12 protein-coding genes are annotated in these 15897 nt (G+C 44.5%); 8 read left to right on the forward strand and 4 right to left on the reverse strand.

What is annotated here, in order from left to right:
• The first annotated feature begins 25 nt into the window (after positions 1 to 25).
• Complete coding sequence (locus tag HYN43_RS25895) at positions 26 to 2386, forward strand: prolyl oligopeptidase family serine peptidase (RefSeq protein ID WP_119406776.1); 2361 nt, start codon at positions 26 to 28, stop codon at positions 2384 to 2386.
• Between the two features lie 179 nt (positions 2387 to 2565).
• On the opposite strand, the gene HYN43_RS25900 is transcribed toward HYN43_RS25895, so the two are convergent.
• The 3 genes from HYN43_RS25900 to HYN43_RS25910 all read right to left on the reverse strand — a co-directional run bounded on the left by HYN43_RS25900 (position 2566) and on the right by HYN43_RS25910 (position 4913).
• Positions 2566 to 3462 (reverse strand): SDR family oxidoreductase, encoded by an 897-nt coding sequence (locus tag HYN43_RS25900; RefSeq protein WP_119406777.1) that lies wholly within the window; start codon positions 3460 to 3462, stop codon positions 2566 to 2568.
• Between the two features lie 79 nt (positions 3463 to 3541).
• Entirely contained in the window at positions 3542 to 4117 is a 576-nt protein-coding gene (locus tag HYN43_RS25905; protein ID WP_119406778.1) for a Crp/Fnr family transcriptional regulator, read from the reverse strand.
• Positions 4118 to 4310: 193 nt separating this feature from the next.
• On the reverse strand, positions 4311 to 4913 hold the full coding sequence (locus HYN43_RS25910; RefSeq protein WP_245447023.1) for a murein L,D-transpeptidase catalytic domain-containing protein: 603 nt from the start codon (positions 4911 to 4913) through the stop codon (positions 4311 to 4313).
• A 65-nt stretch (positions 4914 to 4978) separates the two neighbouring features.
• Here HYN43_RS25910 and HYN43_RS25915 point away from each other — a divergent pair, with 65 nt between their 5' ends.
• The 4 genes from HYN43_RS25915 (at position 4979) to infB (ending at position 10429) form a co-directional block, all read left to right on the forward strand.
• Positions 4979 to 5401 carry a lipoprotein gene (locus HYN43_RS25915; protein ID WP_119406779.1) on the forward strand — a complete coding sequence of 141 codons (423 nt, stop codon included), beginning with the start codon at positions 4979 to 4981 and terminating at the stop codon, positions 5399 to 5401.
• A gap of 126 nt (positions 5402 to 5527) precedes the next feature.
• A complete protein-coding gene (gene rimP / locus HYN43_RS25920; RefSeq protein ID WP_119406780.1) occupies positions 5528 to 5992 on the forward strand; it encodes a ribosome assembly cofactor RimP in 465 nt (154 codons plus the stop codon).
• Positions 5993 to 5995: 3 nt separating this feature from the next.
• The gene (gene nusA / locus HYN43_RS25925; protein WP_119406781.1) at positions 5996 to 7231 is read left to right on the forward strand and encodes a transcription termination factor NusA; all 1236 of its coding nucleotides are present in this window, start codon (positions 5996 to 5998) and stop codon (positions 7229 to 7231) included.
• Between the two features lie 66 nt (positions 7232 to 7297).
• Positions 7298 to 10429 carry a translation initiation factor IF-2 gene (gene infB, locus HYN43_RS25930; RefSeq protein WP_119406782.1) on the forward strand — a complete coding sequence of 1044 codons (3132 nt, stop codon included), beginning with the start codon at positions 7298 to 7300 and terminating at the stop codon, positions 10427 to 10429.
• 217 nt (positions 10430 to 10646) lie between these two features.
• Here infB and HYN43_RS25935 read toward each other — a convergent pair whose 3' ends face one another.
• Positions 10647 to 10910, reverse strand: a complete 264-nt coding sequence (locus HYN43_RS25935) for a hypothetical protein (RefSeq protein WP_162996632.1) — start codon at positions 10908 to 10910, stop codon at positions 10647 to 10649.
• Between the two features lie 202 nt (positions 10911 to 11112).
• Here HYN43_RS25935 and HYN43_RS25940 point away from each other — a divergent pair, with 202 nt between their 5' ends.
• The 3 genes from HYN43_RS25940 to HYN43_RS25950 all read left to right on the forward strand — a co-directional run bounded on the left by HYN43_RS25940 (position 11113) and on the right by HYN43_RS25950 (position 15888).
• On the forward strand, positions 11113 to 11844 hold the full coding sequence (locus tag HYN43_RS25940) for a hypothetical protein (RefSeq protein ID WP_119406784.1): 732 nt from the start codon (positions 11113 to 11115) through the stop codon (positions 11842 to 11844).
• A gap of 72 nt (positions 11845 to 11916) precedes the next feature.
• Positions 11917 to 14700: a TonB-dependent receptor gene (locus tag HYN43_RS25945; protein WP_119406785.1), complete on the forward strand. Its 2784-nt coding sequence runs from the start codon at positions 11917 to 11919 to the stop codon at positions 14698 to 14700.
• A gap of 3 nt (positions 14701 to 14703) precedes the next feature.
• The gene (locus HYN43_RS25950; RefSeq protein WP_119406786.1) at positions 14704 to 15888 is read left to right on the forward strand and encodes a DUF4249 domain-containing protein; all 1185 of its coding nucleotides are present in this window, start codon (positions 14704 to 14706) and stop codon (positions 15886 to 15888) included.
• Positions 15889 to 15897 lie beyond the last annotated feature (9 nt).

Below are 15897 nucleotides of genomic sequence, written 5' to 3' on the forward strand. Positions count from 1 at the left end.
GTTAAATTGCACGTTTTAAGTTGATATGAAAAAACTGTTAGGCCTTATGCTGCTTTTGCCGGCTACTACTTCCTTTGCCCAAAAACCGGATACATTAACCATCGAAAAAATAATGCGCGATCCGAAATGGATAGGCGTTTCTCCCTCCGGAATTAACTGGGCCGACGACAGCAAAAAAATATACTTTAAATGGGACGACGATGCATCGGGTAATACGGTACTATATTCGGTTAACCCCGGCGATAATCGCGCACAAAAAGTAAGCATTGCTGATCAGCGCAGCCTGAGCACCGATAACGGCGACTGGAACAAAAAGCACTCGCAAAAAATATTCAGCAAAAACGGCGACCTGTTTTTGTTCGATTTAAAAACCAACAAAACCACCCGCCTTACCAATACCATAGCCCAGGAAACCGCCCCGGCGTTTAGCGGCGATGAAACCAAAATCATTTACCGGGAAGATAATAACCTGTTTGCCATCAGCCTGAAAAATGGTGAACTGGTGCAGCTTACCAACTTTGTACGCTCGGCAACAGATAAAAAAGGTAAGGAGAAACCTAACGAGCAGGAGCAATGGCTTAAAAAGCAGCAATTGGAGTTGTTTGATATTATTAAAGAACAAGCTAAAGAAGAAAAGAAAGATTCGATCCAAACAGAATTGCTGAAGCCCGAAAAGCTAAAGGAAATTGTGATTGGCGATAAGCGGATAAGTGGGGTAAAGCTAAGCCCCGATGGCAGGTTTATAACCTACAGGCTTACCAAACGTGCGGATGGTGTGCAGAATGCTATTGTGCCTAATTATGTAACCGCTTCGGGTTTTACGGAGGATATCCCTAATCGATCAAAAGTAGGCCGTGCCTCTTCAACATCCGAAACTTTTGTTTACGATAAACGGCGCGAAGCTTACTATCCCATCATCACTTCAGATATTCCCGGTATAAAAGACCTGCCCGATTATCTGAAAGATTATCCTGATGAACTGAAAGAACGCCAAAAGCAAAATGCTGATAGGCCCGTAACCGTTGATGGCGTTTTATGGAACGAAAGCGGCAGTAATGCTGTAGTAATCATTTCATCGCAGGATAATAAAGATTGCTGGATCATGCGCCTTGATCCGGTAACCGGTAAACTTACGCTACTTGACCGTCAGCGTGACGAAGCCTGGATTGGCGGGCCGGGTATTGATAATCCGGGCAATGCAGGTTTTATTGATGCCACTCATTTTTACTACCAGAGCGAGGCCAGCGGCTATTCGCATATTTATGTAGTTGATGTAGAAAATGGCACCAAAAAACAACTTACCAGCGGTAAGTGGGAAGTGCAAACCCTGCAATTGAGCAACGATAAAAAGACTTTTTACTTTACCGCCAATATCGATCATCCTGGTATTACACATTTCTATAGCATGCCGGTTGCCGGCGGTTCCCCGGTTAAAATTACCGGTATGAAAGGTGGTAATGAGGTAACGCTTTCTCCTGATGAAAAGTGGCTGGCTATCCGCTACTCCTACTCCAACCGTCCGTGGGAGTTGTATATCCAGGCCAACAAACCGGGTACAAAAGCGGTGAAAATAACTAATTCAGTGTCGGCCGAATACCTGTCATATCCATGGCGCGATCCGGAGATCATCAGCTTTAAAAATCGTTATGGCGCCGATGTTTATGCGCGTTTGTATCAGCCTAAAAAAGCAGATCCGGCTAAGCCCGCCGTGGTATTTGTACATGGTGCGGGTTACCTGCAAAACGTAACTTACTCCTGGAGCTATTATTTCCGCGAGTATATGTTTAACAATATGCTGGCCGATAATGGTTATACCGTTTTAGATATTGACTACACCGCCAGCGCGGGCTATGGACGCGATTTCCGCACAGGTATTTACCGCCACATGGGCGGCCGCGACCTTACCGACCAGGTAGACGGAGTGAAACTGTTAGTCAATAAATACGGCGTTAACCCAAAACATGTAGGACTATACGGCGGATCGTACGGTGGTTTTATTACGCTGATGGGCATGTTTACCGAGCCCGATGTTTTCGCGGCTGGTGGTGCTATCCGCTCAGTTACAGATTGGGCGCACTATAACCACGAATACACTTCCAATATCCTGAACGAACCTTTTACCGATGAGCAGGCTTATCGCAAAAGCTCGCCTATTTATTTTGCCAATGGTTTAAAAGGCAACCTGCTGATGCTGCATGGAATGATAGATCAGAATGTGAATTACCAGGATATTATCCGCCTGACTCAAAAACTTATCGAATTGCATAAAGAGAATTGGGAACTGGCTTCGTACCCGGTAGAGGACCACGGTTTTGAACAGCCGAGTAGTTGGGCTGATGAGTATAAGCGAATCTATAAGTTGTTTGAGGGGACGTTGAAGAAGTAGGAAAATAAACCCGCGCCTGTTGCAAACGAGCGCGGGTTTATTTTTACCTCATCGTCATGCCGAACTTGTTTCGGCATCCCACAGGACAGGTAGTCGATTTTCTTAGCACGATTGCTTAGCGAGTGGGGTGCTGAAACAAGTTCAGCATGACATTGATTTTGTTTGCAGCAGATAAGTGATTAATTGAAATATCCACCAACCTGCAAATCCTCCATCAATCCAATATGCTTAGGCTTCCAACCAGTAACCTCGCTGGTTTTAGCCGATGAAGCCTCACAATTCATGCTTGCAAAATGGGTGAACCAGGTAAAGTGAGCAGCAACCTCATCACCGGTTTTACTTTCAACCGGCAGGTTTAGCCCTTCGCCAATGGCGGTTGCTATTTCTTTAAAAGGGATACCCTCTTCGGCAACGGCATGGTAGTTTCTTAGGGCCGGCTTTTGCTCAACAATCAATCTGTACAATACGGCTGCATCCTGGCGGTGAACGGCGGGCCAAAGGTTAGCGCCCCCATTAATATAAGCCGAAACACCTTTTTCTTTAGCCATATTAATGATCATCGGTACAAAGCCATGGTCGCCGGCATCATGGGTGGTTGGTGGCAGCCTTAACGTGTAAGCATTTACGCCTTTAGCCTGGGCTGCACGCACCGCTTCTTCAGATGCCATTCGGGCTACTACATCTGAGCCAACCGATGGTTTTTCATCCTCGGTTACTTTGTGGCTCACTTCGCTAAACAGGCCAATGCCCGAGGTAACCACCAGCGGGCGGTCGCTGCCTTCCAGTACCGAGGCCATGGCTTCTACAACCAGCCTGTCGGTTTCGCAGTTATCCTTAAATTTCGAAAAATCGTGGTTGAAGGCGGTGTGGATCACAGCATCGCAAACAGCAACACCGCTTTTAATACTTTCCAGATCGTACAGATCGCCGCGGTGTACTTCGGCACCTAAGGCGGCTACTTTTTCGGCACCGGCATCCGAGCGAACCATGCCCAACACCTTGTGCCCGGCTGATAATAATTCTTTAACAATTGCAGAGCCTACGAATCCCGAAGCTCCTGTAACAAATACACGCATAGGTCAATTAAATTTTGTGAGCTACAAAATTGGCCTGAAACGATGCGTAAAAACGAGGTCATCTGACCATGATTTAAAATCATTGCAACTGATTGTGCCTGAGGCGGGTAAGGGTTTTGATGGATACGCCCAGGTATGCAGCTATCATTCGCAGGGGCAAACGGGACAGGAGGGTAGGATAAGTTTTTACAAAATCCTCATATTTTTCTTCGGGAGAGCCGCTCAGTGCTGTTAAAATACGCTGGCGGCTGTTGTAAATATTGCGCGATATCAGCTGCTGCGAATGCTGTTTAAATTGAGGCAGCCCCGCAATAAGCCCGTCAAAATCAGCTTTGTTCCACAATAATACCTCGGTGGGCTCTATGGCTGCGATATTGTATTTGGCTGGTTGCTGGCTATCATAGCTTTCAACATCCAGTGTCCAGCTGCTTTCGGGTGAGAACTGGAGGATATGTTCGCTGCCGTCTTCTTTAACGGCGTAGTTTCTTAGCATCCCGCTTAGTACAAAAATTTTATGGCGGCAAATTTGCCCTGCGCTGAGCAGGGCCTCATTGCGTTTTAGTTTCCGTGTGGTGGCAAGATCAAGGATCTGCCTCATCTCTTCATCAGAGAGCTGGGTATATTGGTTGAGATAGTTTTCGAACGCTTCTTTCATCGGTAATATCAAAAATAAGGAAGATGGCTGCTAAGTGCAAGTATAATTCCCAGCGGGCGTGGAGACACGCCCGCCAGCTTGCTTGTTTGCAACCCCCATTGCGTTACAAACTTAAACCCGCGTTACGCACTCGTTTGCAAACGAGCGCGAGACTGCGGAGCCTTTTAAACTCCCCCTTCAGGGGGCCGGTGGGCTAATACACCCACATCAAAACATGCTTCCGTTGCTTCCTTAACAAAGCATCCACCACTTTCATCGTATTATTTGAAATAGCCGGACAACCCCATCCCTCGGGCGTACCATTTGGATAAACTTCGGCCTCGGCAACCTGATCCCACGAATGAAAAACAACCTGCCTGGCAAGTGCATTGCTATTGGTGCTTTCCAATCCTTTTAAATAATATTTTACATGAATGCCCCAGGCGCTGTAAGCCCTGCCATTTATCTCATATTTACCTAAAGCAGTACAATGGCTGCCATCAAGGTTGCTAAACTCCGGCTTATCTTTTGACCATACGCCGCTCCATGGGTTGCGGCCGCAGCCGTGGCTAACCAGTCCGGTTATCAGTGTATCGTTCTTCTTAAAATCCCAAACCGCAAAACGCTTAATGCCCGACGGCAGGCTCATGTCAATTAAAATGCAATAGCGGATATTATAACCGCGCTGCCTGCAAAAGATCAGGCTTTGCGTGGCTTTGGTTTTGAGCCGGGCCATGTCCAGATGAGGTGCGGCTGCGCGGGCGCAGAAGCAACCGGCAACCATAAAAACAAACAGGGATAAAAGCTTAAGTTTCAATTGTAACAGGTTTTGGATTGTAAACTTAAAAAGCATCTTTTTATTACAAAAAGCTATCTTGCCTCATGAAATATTTTTTTGCGTTTTTATTGATGGTGATGCTTGCCGGCTGCGCTTCAGATACCGCTGCTACCAAAGTGGATATCAGCCTCATCAATAATAAAAAGTCGTTACAGATAACAGGTTTTGATGCAGCCATCATTAACGATATCGACCGCGATTCATCGGCCCAGGCCTGGCAAACCCTGATGGCCGTTTATCGCATGCCTGCCGATACCGATTTAAAAAACCTGCAGCCGGTTCAACCCGGACATTATACCGTTAATAACAATGTAGTTGTTTTTACGCCCGATACCGCCTTCGCCACACAACAAACCTATTTTTTACGTTACTATAATTTTGAAGCAGGTACCACCCTTACCAATTTGATAAAAAGCCGCAGCAAACCAGGTGCACTGCACTATACAGATTTGATTTTTAAGCAATAACCTACCTAAGTACTTGAAAATTTAATAATTTTGATTATATTTGCAACCATTAATAAAAGAGGGGGCAATTAGTCCCCTCTTTTATTTTATCAATCAAAATTATTCTGTCAAAAACACCGGTGGGTAATGAATATTGAAAAAAGGGTAAAAGAACTGGTAGAAGAGAAATTAGCAGATAAGCCAGACTTGTTTATTGTAGACATTAAAATGCACAGTAACGGCAAGCTGATCATTCTGCTTGATGGCGATAACGGTATTGGTATTGATGATTGCGTAAAGGTAAGCAGGCACGTAGGTTTCCATTTAGAGGAAGAAAACGTGATCGAAACGGCTTATAACCTCGAAGTTTCATCGCCGGGTATTGATTATCCGCTGTCATCGCCAAGGCAATACGCCAAAAATGTTGGCCGTAACCTGGGTATTAAAATGAAGGATGGCGCAAAACGTGAAGGTATATTGAACAGCCTTACCGAAGATGCCATCACCATTGAAGAAACAGTAAAAGAAAAAGGGAAAAAAGCGCAGGTTATGGAAAGCGTTATCCCGTTTGAGCAAATAACAGAAACAAAGGTTTTAATATCATTTAAGTAAAAAATGAGCAATATTAATTTAATTGATTCTTTTCAGGAATTTAAAGATTTCAAGAACATTGACCGCCCTACCATGATGAGCGTACTGGAAGACGTTTTCAGAAGCATGATCAGAAAAAAATACGGTACGGACGAAAATTGCGACGTAATTGTGAACACCGATAATGGTGACCTGGAGATCTGGCGCACCCGTAAGGTAATGGAAGATGGCTTTAGTGAGGACGATGACCTGGAGATAGAATTAGCCGAGGCTCACCTTTATGATGCCGACCTTGAAGTGGGCGACGATTATATCGAACAGATCACTTTAGAGAGCTTTGGCCGTCGTGCTATCTTAGCCGCCCGCCAAACTTTGGTATCAAAAATTTTAGAATTAGAGAAAGACGAGATCTTCAAAAAATATAAAGACCGCGTAGGCGAAATTGTTACCGGCGAGGTTTACCAGGTTTGGAAAAAAGAAACTTTGGTACTTGATGACGAAGGCAATGAACTGTTACTGCCAAAAACAGAGCAGATCCCGGCCGACTTTTTCAAGAAAGGTGACAGCGTAAAAGCCGTTGTACATAAGGTAGATATGCTGAACAGCAATCCTAAAATAATCATTTCGCGTACAGCACCTGAGTTTTTACAGCGTTTGTTTGAGCTTGAAGTTCCGGAGATTTTTGATGGTTTGATCACCATTAAAAAAATTGTTCGCGAACCGGGCGAGAGGGCAAAAGTTGCCGTAGAATCGTACGACGACCGTATCGATCCGGTTGGTGCCTGCGTAGGTATGAAAGGTTCGAGGATTCATGGTATCGTTCGTGAGTTGAAAAACGAGAATATCGACGTAATTAACTTTACCAACAATATTCAATTATATATTCAGCGTGCATTATCGCCTGCTAAAATCACTTCTATTAAGTTAGATGATGAGAAAAAAACAGCGGCAGTGTATCTGAAACCCGACCAGGTTTCGTTGGCAATCGGCAGAGGCGGACACAATATTAAACTGGCAGGAAAATTGACAGGATACGAAATTGATGTTTACCGCGAGGCTGATGAGCACGATGAAGACGTGGACATTGAAGAATTCTCGGACGAAATTGATAGCTGGATTCTTGACGAATTTAAACGTATCGGTTTAGATACCGCCAAGTCGGTTTTAGCCTTAACCGTAGGTGAATTGGTAAAACGTACCGATTTAGAGGAGGAAACTGTAAAAGAAGTGTTATCAATATTAAGTGCAGAGTTTGAATAATCATAATAAGCAAAATTAAAATCGTATTTTTGCACCCGAATAAGCGAAGAAAGTAAGTAATAATAAATGTCAGAAGACAAATCCATAAAATTAATTAAAGCAGTAAAAGAACTGAACATTGGCATGGGTACCCTTGTCGATTATTTAGCAACCAAAGGATACAAGGTTGACAAGCATCCTATGGCCAAGCTGGATAACGACATGTACAACGCGCTGTTGAAGGAATTTGCTGTTGACAAAAGTATTAAGGAGGAAGCTAAGCAGATCAGTATCGGAAAGATAAGGAAAGAAGAGCCTGCTGCACAGTTTCCTGAAAAGCCGGTTGAGAACCGCCGTTCGCGCGATTTTGAGAACGAAGAGATACTGATCAAGAACGCAGGGCAATTTGCACAGCCACAGGTTGAAAAACCTAAACCTGCTGCCGAGCCTGCAGCTCCGGCTGCACAGGCCCCTGCCCGTTCTGAAGAGCGCAATGACGTATTACCGGGTGTTAAGATAGTTGGGAAAATTGACCTTAACAACCTGAATGCTAAACCACAGCCGCAGGCCGAAAAACCTGTTGAGAAACCTGTGGAAGTTGTTAAACAGCCAGAGCCGGTTGCAGCAACGCCTGCACCCGCACCTGTTGAGCCAAAAGTTGAGGCGCCAAAACCGGTGGCAGCACCAGAACCGCCTAAGGTTGAAACACCTAAAGCACCTGTTGCCGAAGCACCAAAGGCAGAAGAGCCGAAAGCCCCGGTTGCCCAGGCGCCGGCACCAGCTGCGGCTGCGCAAACTCCTGCGCCTGTAGCACCAGCCGCCCCTGCCGAAACACCGGCCGCAGCTGATGATAACCAGGAACCAGATGTGATCCGTGCTAAAGCCGAGCGCTTAACCGGACCGAATATTATTGGTAAGATCCAGTTACCGGTAAATGCGCCAAAACGCAACCCGGTGGCTTCGTCATCAAACTCAAATAATAACCAGGCCGATCATAAACGCAAACGCAAGCGTAAGGATAACCAGGGAGGTCCGCAGCAAGGTGGTGGTAACCATCCTCACGGTCAGCATGGCCAGCAGGGTGGCGGTAATCAGCAGCAAGGTCAGCAAGGTGGTGGTACTATCAATCCTAACCGTCCCGATTTCAGGAACCGTACTCACGGTGCACCTGGTAACAGTGCTCCTGGCCAGGGAGGTGGAGGTCATCATGGTGGCGGTGGTCATCACGGTGGTGCTAACCGTCCGGATTTCAGGAACAACCGCAATAATCCGCCGCAAAACACAACTCCGAAGGAAGAACCTTCAGAAAAAGATATACAAGACCAGATTAAGGCTACCCTTGCACGTTTAAGCGGCGCGGGTAAATCGGGCAAGTTTGCACAACGTGCCAAATTCCGTCGTCAAAAACGTGATGATGTTGCCGCAAGTGCCGAAGAACTGGCAATGGAGCAGGAACTTCAATCAAAAGTATTGAAGGTTACCGAATTCGTAACTGCCAACGAGTTGGCCAGCATGATGGATGTATCTGTAACGCAGATTATTTCAACCTGTATGAGCCTGGGTATGTTCGTATCCATTAACCAAAGGCTTGATGCCGAAACACTTTCTATCGTGGCCGACGAGTTTGGCTACCAGGTTGAATTTGTTAAACCACAGGATGAGGAAGCCAACCTTGACCAACCCGATGATCCGGCCGATCTGGTGCCACGTGCTCCTATAGTAACCATCATGGGCCACGTTGACCACGGTAAAACCTCATTGTTGGATTTTATCCGTAAAACCAACGTAATTGGCGGCGAAGCGGGTGGTATTACCCAGCACATTGGTGCCTACGAGGTAACCTTGCCAGATAATAAAGGAAAGATCACCTTCCTGGATACACCGGGTCACGAAGCGTTTACCGCTATGCGTGCCAGGGGTGCACAGGTTACGGATATAGTTATTATAGTGATAGCTGCCGATGATAGCGTGATGCCGCAAACCCGCGAGGCCATAAACCACGCGCAGGCTGCAGGCGCACCGATCATCTTCGCCTTTAACAAAATTGATAAGCCGGGTGCCAACGCCGATAAGGTAAGGGAACAATTATCGGCTATGAATATTTTGGTTGAAGAGTGGGGCGGTAAATACCAATCGCAGGAAATATCAGCCAAAACAGGCTTAAATGTTGACCTATTGTTGGAAAAAGTATTGCTTGAAGCCGAGATCCTTGAATTGAAAGCCAACCCTAATAAACGTGCCGTGGGTACTGTTATTGAGGCTGCGCTGGATAAAGGCCGTGGTATTGTAACAACGGTATTGGTACAATCAGGCCGCTTAAAAGTGGGCGATCCGATACTTGCAGGCTGTTACAGCGGGCGTGTAAAAGCCTTAACCAACGAGCGCGGCCAGCGTGTAGATTCGGCAGGGCCTTCAACACCGGTACAGGTGTTGGGTATGCAGGGCGCACCAACCGCGGGCGATAAATTCAACGCGCTTGAAAGCGAAGTTGAAGCACGTGAAATTGCCAACAAACGTTTGCAGTTACAACGCGAGCAGGGCTTACGTACCCAGAAACACATCACCCTTGATGAGATTGGCCGCAGGTTGGCAGTTGGTAACTTTAAGGAACTTAACATCATTGTTAAAGGTGACGTGGATGGTTCGATCGAGGCCTTATCAGATTCATTACTGAAACTATCTACCGAGCAGATCCAGGTGAACATCATTTCGAAAGCCGTGGGTCAGATCTCCGAATCAGACGTATTGCTTGCATCAGCATCTGATGCGATCATTATCGGTTTCCAGGTACGCCCATCAACAGGTGCACGTAAACTGGCCGAAGCCGAGCAGATCGATATCAGGCTGTACTCGATCATCTACGACGCGATCAACGAGATCAAAGCGGCGATGGAAGGTATGCTTGCGCCAACCTTTGAGGAGAAGATTGTGGCTAACGTTGAGATCCGCGAAACTTTCAAGATCAGCAAGGTTGGTACCATTGCAGGTTGTATGGTGTTGGATGGTAAAATTAACCGTAACAGCAAGATCCGCATCATCCGCGATGGTGTGGTAATTTACACCGGCGAACTGGCTTCACTGAAACGATATAAAGATGATGTGAAAGAAGTAAGCCAGGGTTACGAGTGCGGTTTAAACATTGCTAACTTTAACAATATTGAAGTAGGCGACATTGTTGAAGCTTACGAGAATGTGGAAGTTAAACGTAAGCTGGCTTAAATTAATCAGCTTTTAAATATTGAGGGGCTTATCTGTTATGGATAGGCCTTTTTTTGTTGGGATAATACCTGCTTTAGTAAAAATACTTACGTGGCGGAATGGCATGTTTTATTACTTTGCATGCGGGGAACGCGCGGCAACCGCGCACCAGAGGGCGAGCGTGCGTTAGCAGGGAAAACTTATATCAGTTAAAATGCTTAAAGACGCCTAAAACAACTTAGTGTTCTGACGCAATTTGAATTAAATATGCGATGGTAGCCGCATTGTCGCAGCATTGAGCTATCGTATTTTGCAATTTGTCCTGATATTCTCTGGAGGTTTTAACGTTTTTACTAAGATTCAAGTCTTCTGTTAAGCTGTCAATCAATTTCCAGTCGTCATAACCCAAAATTAATTTTTCTTCCAGCGTCCCTAACCTGACCCACATATCGCCATCGCCGTGATACTTTGAATATATCGCCAATTTAGTTGATGTAATCATATTGAAAAGCATTGTTTACTAATGTATGATAAAAAGACACCTATATCGTTTTGATTTTAGAATTATCAATTAAGAGGACGTCCTTTTATGTAAAGAAGATCTGGATTGTTATTGCCCTGTAACATAAATAATACAACTTTTAACGTCACATATTTCCTATTTCCCTCAAAGTCATGTAAATTCCATTTTTATTGCAGTCTAAATGACCAAAAAAATCCTCCTAACCTTATTTGTTGCCTGGGCCATTATCTCTGCCGAAAAAGCATCGGCACAAATGGCAACAGACAGCGTGGCGCTTAATCATATAGTTGCCAATTATTACACCGCCATAGACAGGCAGTCGCATCTGTATAACGGGCCGGAGTATGAATTTTATGATCCTGTTATAAAAGGCAACGCCTATGTTTTTAATATCAGAGAGTTTACCCCGGGCTCGGTAAAATACGATGGCGTTATTTACTACAACGTACCTATGTTGTATGATATCAATAAAGATGTTGTGGTAATCCTGCTTTATAACCATTTTACCAAAATTTCGCTGTTAAGCAACCGGGTATCCGAATTTTGGCTTCATAATCACCATTTTGTTTATATCAATGCCGATGCTGCCGGCAAACATCCTGTATCTGCCGGCTTTTACGACCAGTTGTATGCCGGTAAAAATATAAGTATACTGGTAAAAAGGGCCAAAGCTATTCAAAACGTTACGGCTGCCGTAACCATCGAAACTTTATTTACCGAAACCACCGATTATTATCTCAAAAAAGGGAATGACTACTTTGGTTTTGGCGGCAAGGGAGCCCTGCTCGATCTTTTGAAGGATAAAAAGAAAGAGCTGCGCCAATATATCAAAACCAGCAATATCGACTATCGCGAAAACCCGGAACCGGCCATGACCGGTATCGGAGCTTACTATGATCATTTGGTTAATTAATGCAGCAGGTTTTCAGAGCCTAAAAAATATTACCGCCTTTAACAGATACAGGCAGAAAAATAAACCAATCGGATGAAAAAAATTTACTTTCTAAGTTTCTGTTTTCTGATTTTATTAAAAACGGCCCACGCGCAGCAAGCCGCTGTAAAATTATTAAGTGTAAACTTTCAGCAGGCTAACATTGAACAATTTGCAACAGAACTGGAGGCCAAATCGGGCTATCGTTTTTTTTATGATCCGATGCAGTTTGATAGTTTAAAGGTTACCCTCCAGGTAAACGATAAACCGCTTGAAACCATATTGGGCCTTGCTTTTAAAAATACTGTTTACAGATATGCCATAACCAAACAGCAACAGGTTTTTTTAACCAGGGGCCGCGAAATACAAACCGGGCTGGCCGTTGGTTATTTTGATATTACCCCTGCAAATGCCACTACGGCTAACACCGGCGTGTCATCAACAGATATAGATAATGCATTTAACAATAAAGACAGTAAAATTCCGGAGGCCACTACCGAAAATAAGTTATATGAAATAGGTATAAAAACCAATACCTTCGAGGCGGGTACTGCTACCTTATCGGGCTATGTAAAGGAAGCAAAATCGGGCGAATCAATAGTTGGGGCCAGCATTTATGTAACCAATACCAAAACCGGCGTAGCTACAGATCAGTTTGGATATTTTACTATCAGGTTGCCTAAAGGCCGGCAAATTTTGAGCGTAAGAGGTATTGGCATGCGCGATACCCGCAGGCAAATTATGCTTTACTCGGATGGTAAGATCATCATTGAGATGCAGGAGCAGGTAACCAGCTTAAAAGAGGTGAAAATATCTGCCGAAAAAGTGGCCAATGTTCGCAACGTACAGCTGGGCGTAAATAAACTGGATATAAAAAGCATCAAACAGGTGCCTACCGTATTTGGCGAGGCCGATATATTGCGGGTTGTATTAACCCTGCCGGGTGTACAATCGGTAGGCGAAGCCACAACAGGTTTCAACGTACGCGGCGGCTCAGCCGATCAGAATCTTATTTTGATGAACGATGCCACTATTTATAACCCATCGCACTTTTTTGGCTTCTTCTCATCATTTAACCCCGACATAGTTAAGGATATTGAACTGTACAAAAGCAGCATCCCCGAAAGATTTGGCGGGCGTTTATCATCCGTTTTGGATGTTACCAACCGCGATGGTAATAAAAAGAAATTCACTGGCTCGGCAGGTATCGGTTTAATAACCAGCAGGCTTAATGTTGAAGGGCCTATCATCAAAGATAAAACCTCGTTTTCGTTTGGCGGCCGTACCACCTATTCAGATTGGCTGCTTAAATTACTGCCCGATGCCTATAAGCACAGCCAGGCCTCGTTTTACGATGTTAACCTCGATATCAGCCACCAGTTTGATGATAAAAACAGCTTGTATTTAACCACCTATCTTAGCAGGGATAAGTTTAAGCTTAACAGCGATACATCATACGGTTACAGTAATAAAAACATCAACCTGAAGTGGAAACATAATTTCAACAATAAACTATTCAGCGTTATAACAACCGGTATCGACAGGTATCAGTATGATATATCAAGCACAGTAAACCCGGTAAATGCCTATAAACTTAATTTTGATGTTAATCAAGGCAATTTTAAAGCCGATTTTACTTATTACCGAGATCGTAAAAACACCATCGATTTTGGGGTAAGTTCCATCTATTATAAATTACATCCGGGTAATTTTCAGCCAAACAGCGCTCAATCATTGGTGGCACCTGATGTTGTGGCAGCCCAAAAGGCGCTTGAAAGTGCTGTTTACTTAGGCGACAAGTTTGATGTTAATGAAGATTTTTCGATAAGCGGCGGTTTACGATATTCTATCTATAATTACCTCGGCCCTCAAACAGTTTACCGTTACGCGCCTAATCTGCCTAAAACAAGTTCAAATTTTTTAGATAGTACCAATTATGCCAGCGGTAAGTTTATCAAAACCTATTCGGGCCCCGAAATCAGGCTTTCGGCAAGGTACCAGTTGGGTGATAATCTTTCTATAAAGGGCGGTTACAATACATTGCGTCAGTACATTCACCTGTTATCAAACACCACGGCCATTGCGCCTACAGATGTTTGGCAACTAAGCGATCCCAATATCAAACCCCAGTACGGCGACCAGGTATCGCTTGGTTTGTACCGCAATCTTAAATCAAACACCATCGAAACATCGGTTGAAGTTTATTATAAACGGCTGCGCGATTACCTCGATTATAAAAGCGGTGCCAACCTGGTACTCAATCACCATATCGAAACCGATGTGATAGGCACCGAGGGCAAGGCTTATGGCGTTGAGCTGTTGATTAAAAAAACCACAGGTAAGGCTAATGGCTGGATAAGCTATACCTACTCGCGTACCTTTTTACGGCAAAACGACCCCAACGCCGGCGAACTTATTAATGGAGGTGCCTACTATCCGGCCAATTTTGATAAGCCTCACGATTTTAATTTTATTGGCAATTACAGGTTTTCGCACCGGTTCAGCGTATCATTAAATGTTACCTACAGTACCGGCCGACCAATAACCCTACCTATAGCTAAATACGAATATGGCGGCTCGGAACGGGTATTTTATTCGGACAGGAATGCATACCGGATTCCCGATTATTTCCGCTCAGATTTTTCAATGAATATCGAGGGCAATCATAAGGTGCACCAGTTAACGCATAATTCGTTCACTATCGGTGTATACAATTTAACAGGACGGCAAAACGCGTATTCAACGTATTTTACCGAGCAGGGTGGCGTAATTACGGGCTATAAACTGTCCATATTTGCCAAGCCAATCCCGTTTATCAATTACAATATCAGGTTTTAAGTAATGGAAAAGATAAAGAAATATAGTTTTTGGGGATGCCTGTTAATAGGCACAATACTCAGCACCTGTAAAAAACCTTACAATCCCGGCGTAATTACAGCGCCTAACAGCTATTTTGTGGTGGAGGGTATGATTAATAACGGCAACGACTCGACCATCGTTAAACTAAGCAAAACGGTAAATATATCAAGCAGCGTAAAAACCAACGGGGTTGATAACTGCACGGTACAGGTTGAAGCCGAAGGCGGATCAACCATTTTGCTTACCCCCCAGGGTAACGGATATTATGTTGCGCCACGCCTTAGTTTGGATGCATCAAAAAAATATCGCCTGCATATAGTTACCGGCGATAACAAAGAATATGCCTCGGATTATGTTGAGGTAAAGAAAACACAGCCAATTGATAGCATTGGTTTTACGGTAAAAAACAACACCCTGCAGGTTTATGCAAATACACATGATGCTACAAACAGCACAAGGTACTACCGTTGGGCTTATGAAGAAGCCTGGCGCTTCCACGCCCGGTACCAGTCATCGTATATGGTTGACCAGGTAATTAAGGGCGTGGTTCCCAGAACCGTGGCCGAGCAGAATTACTATTGCTTTGCCGGCGACAAATCAACTACAATAGTTTTGGGCTCTTCGGCCAAACTATCGCAGGATGTTATTTTTCAGCAACCGATAACAACTATCGCAGCCACTTCTGAAAAAATTGAAATGCGGTATACCATATTGTTAAAACAGTATGCACTTACCAAGGAAGCCTACCAGTTTTGGGAAAATTTAAAAAAAAACACCGAGCAGTTAGGCAGCATATTTGATGCCCAGCCCAGCCAGCTAACCGGCAACGTTCACAATTTGAAGGATGCTACCGAACCTGTTATTGGTTATATAAGTGTAACCAATATCCAAACCAAAAGGGTGTTTATTGATAATACCGATATACCAAGAGAATGGACTGCTACATATCCATACGATTGCGGCCCTGCCGATTCGGCTTTGTTTGTTAACCCTAAAACAAAGGAAGACGATGTAAAAAACCTCATTGTTAATGGCACAGGAGTTCCGATACTTGATATAACACAGGCGAGGAGTATTATAGGCTTCACCTACTCGACCATTGAGTGCACCGATTGCAGGATCAGGGGACGAGTGCAGGCACCATCATTTTGGACCGAAAAAAAATGAAAATAATGC

The organism is Mucilaginibacter celer, assembly GCF_003576455.2.
Classification (GTDB): domain Bacteria; phylum Bacteroidota; class Bacteroidia; order Sphingobacteriales; family Sphingobacteriaceae; genus Mucilaginibacter; species Mucilaginibacter celer.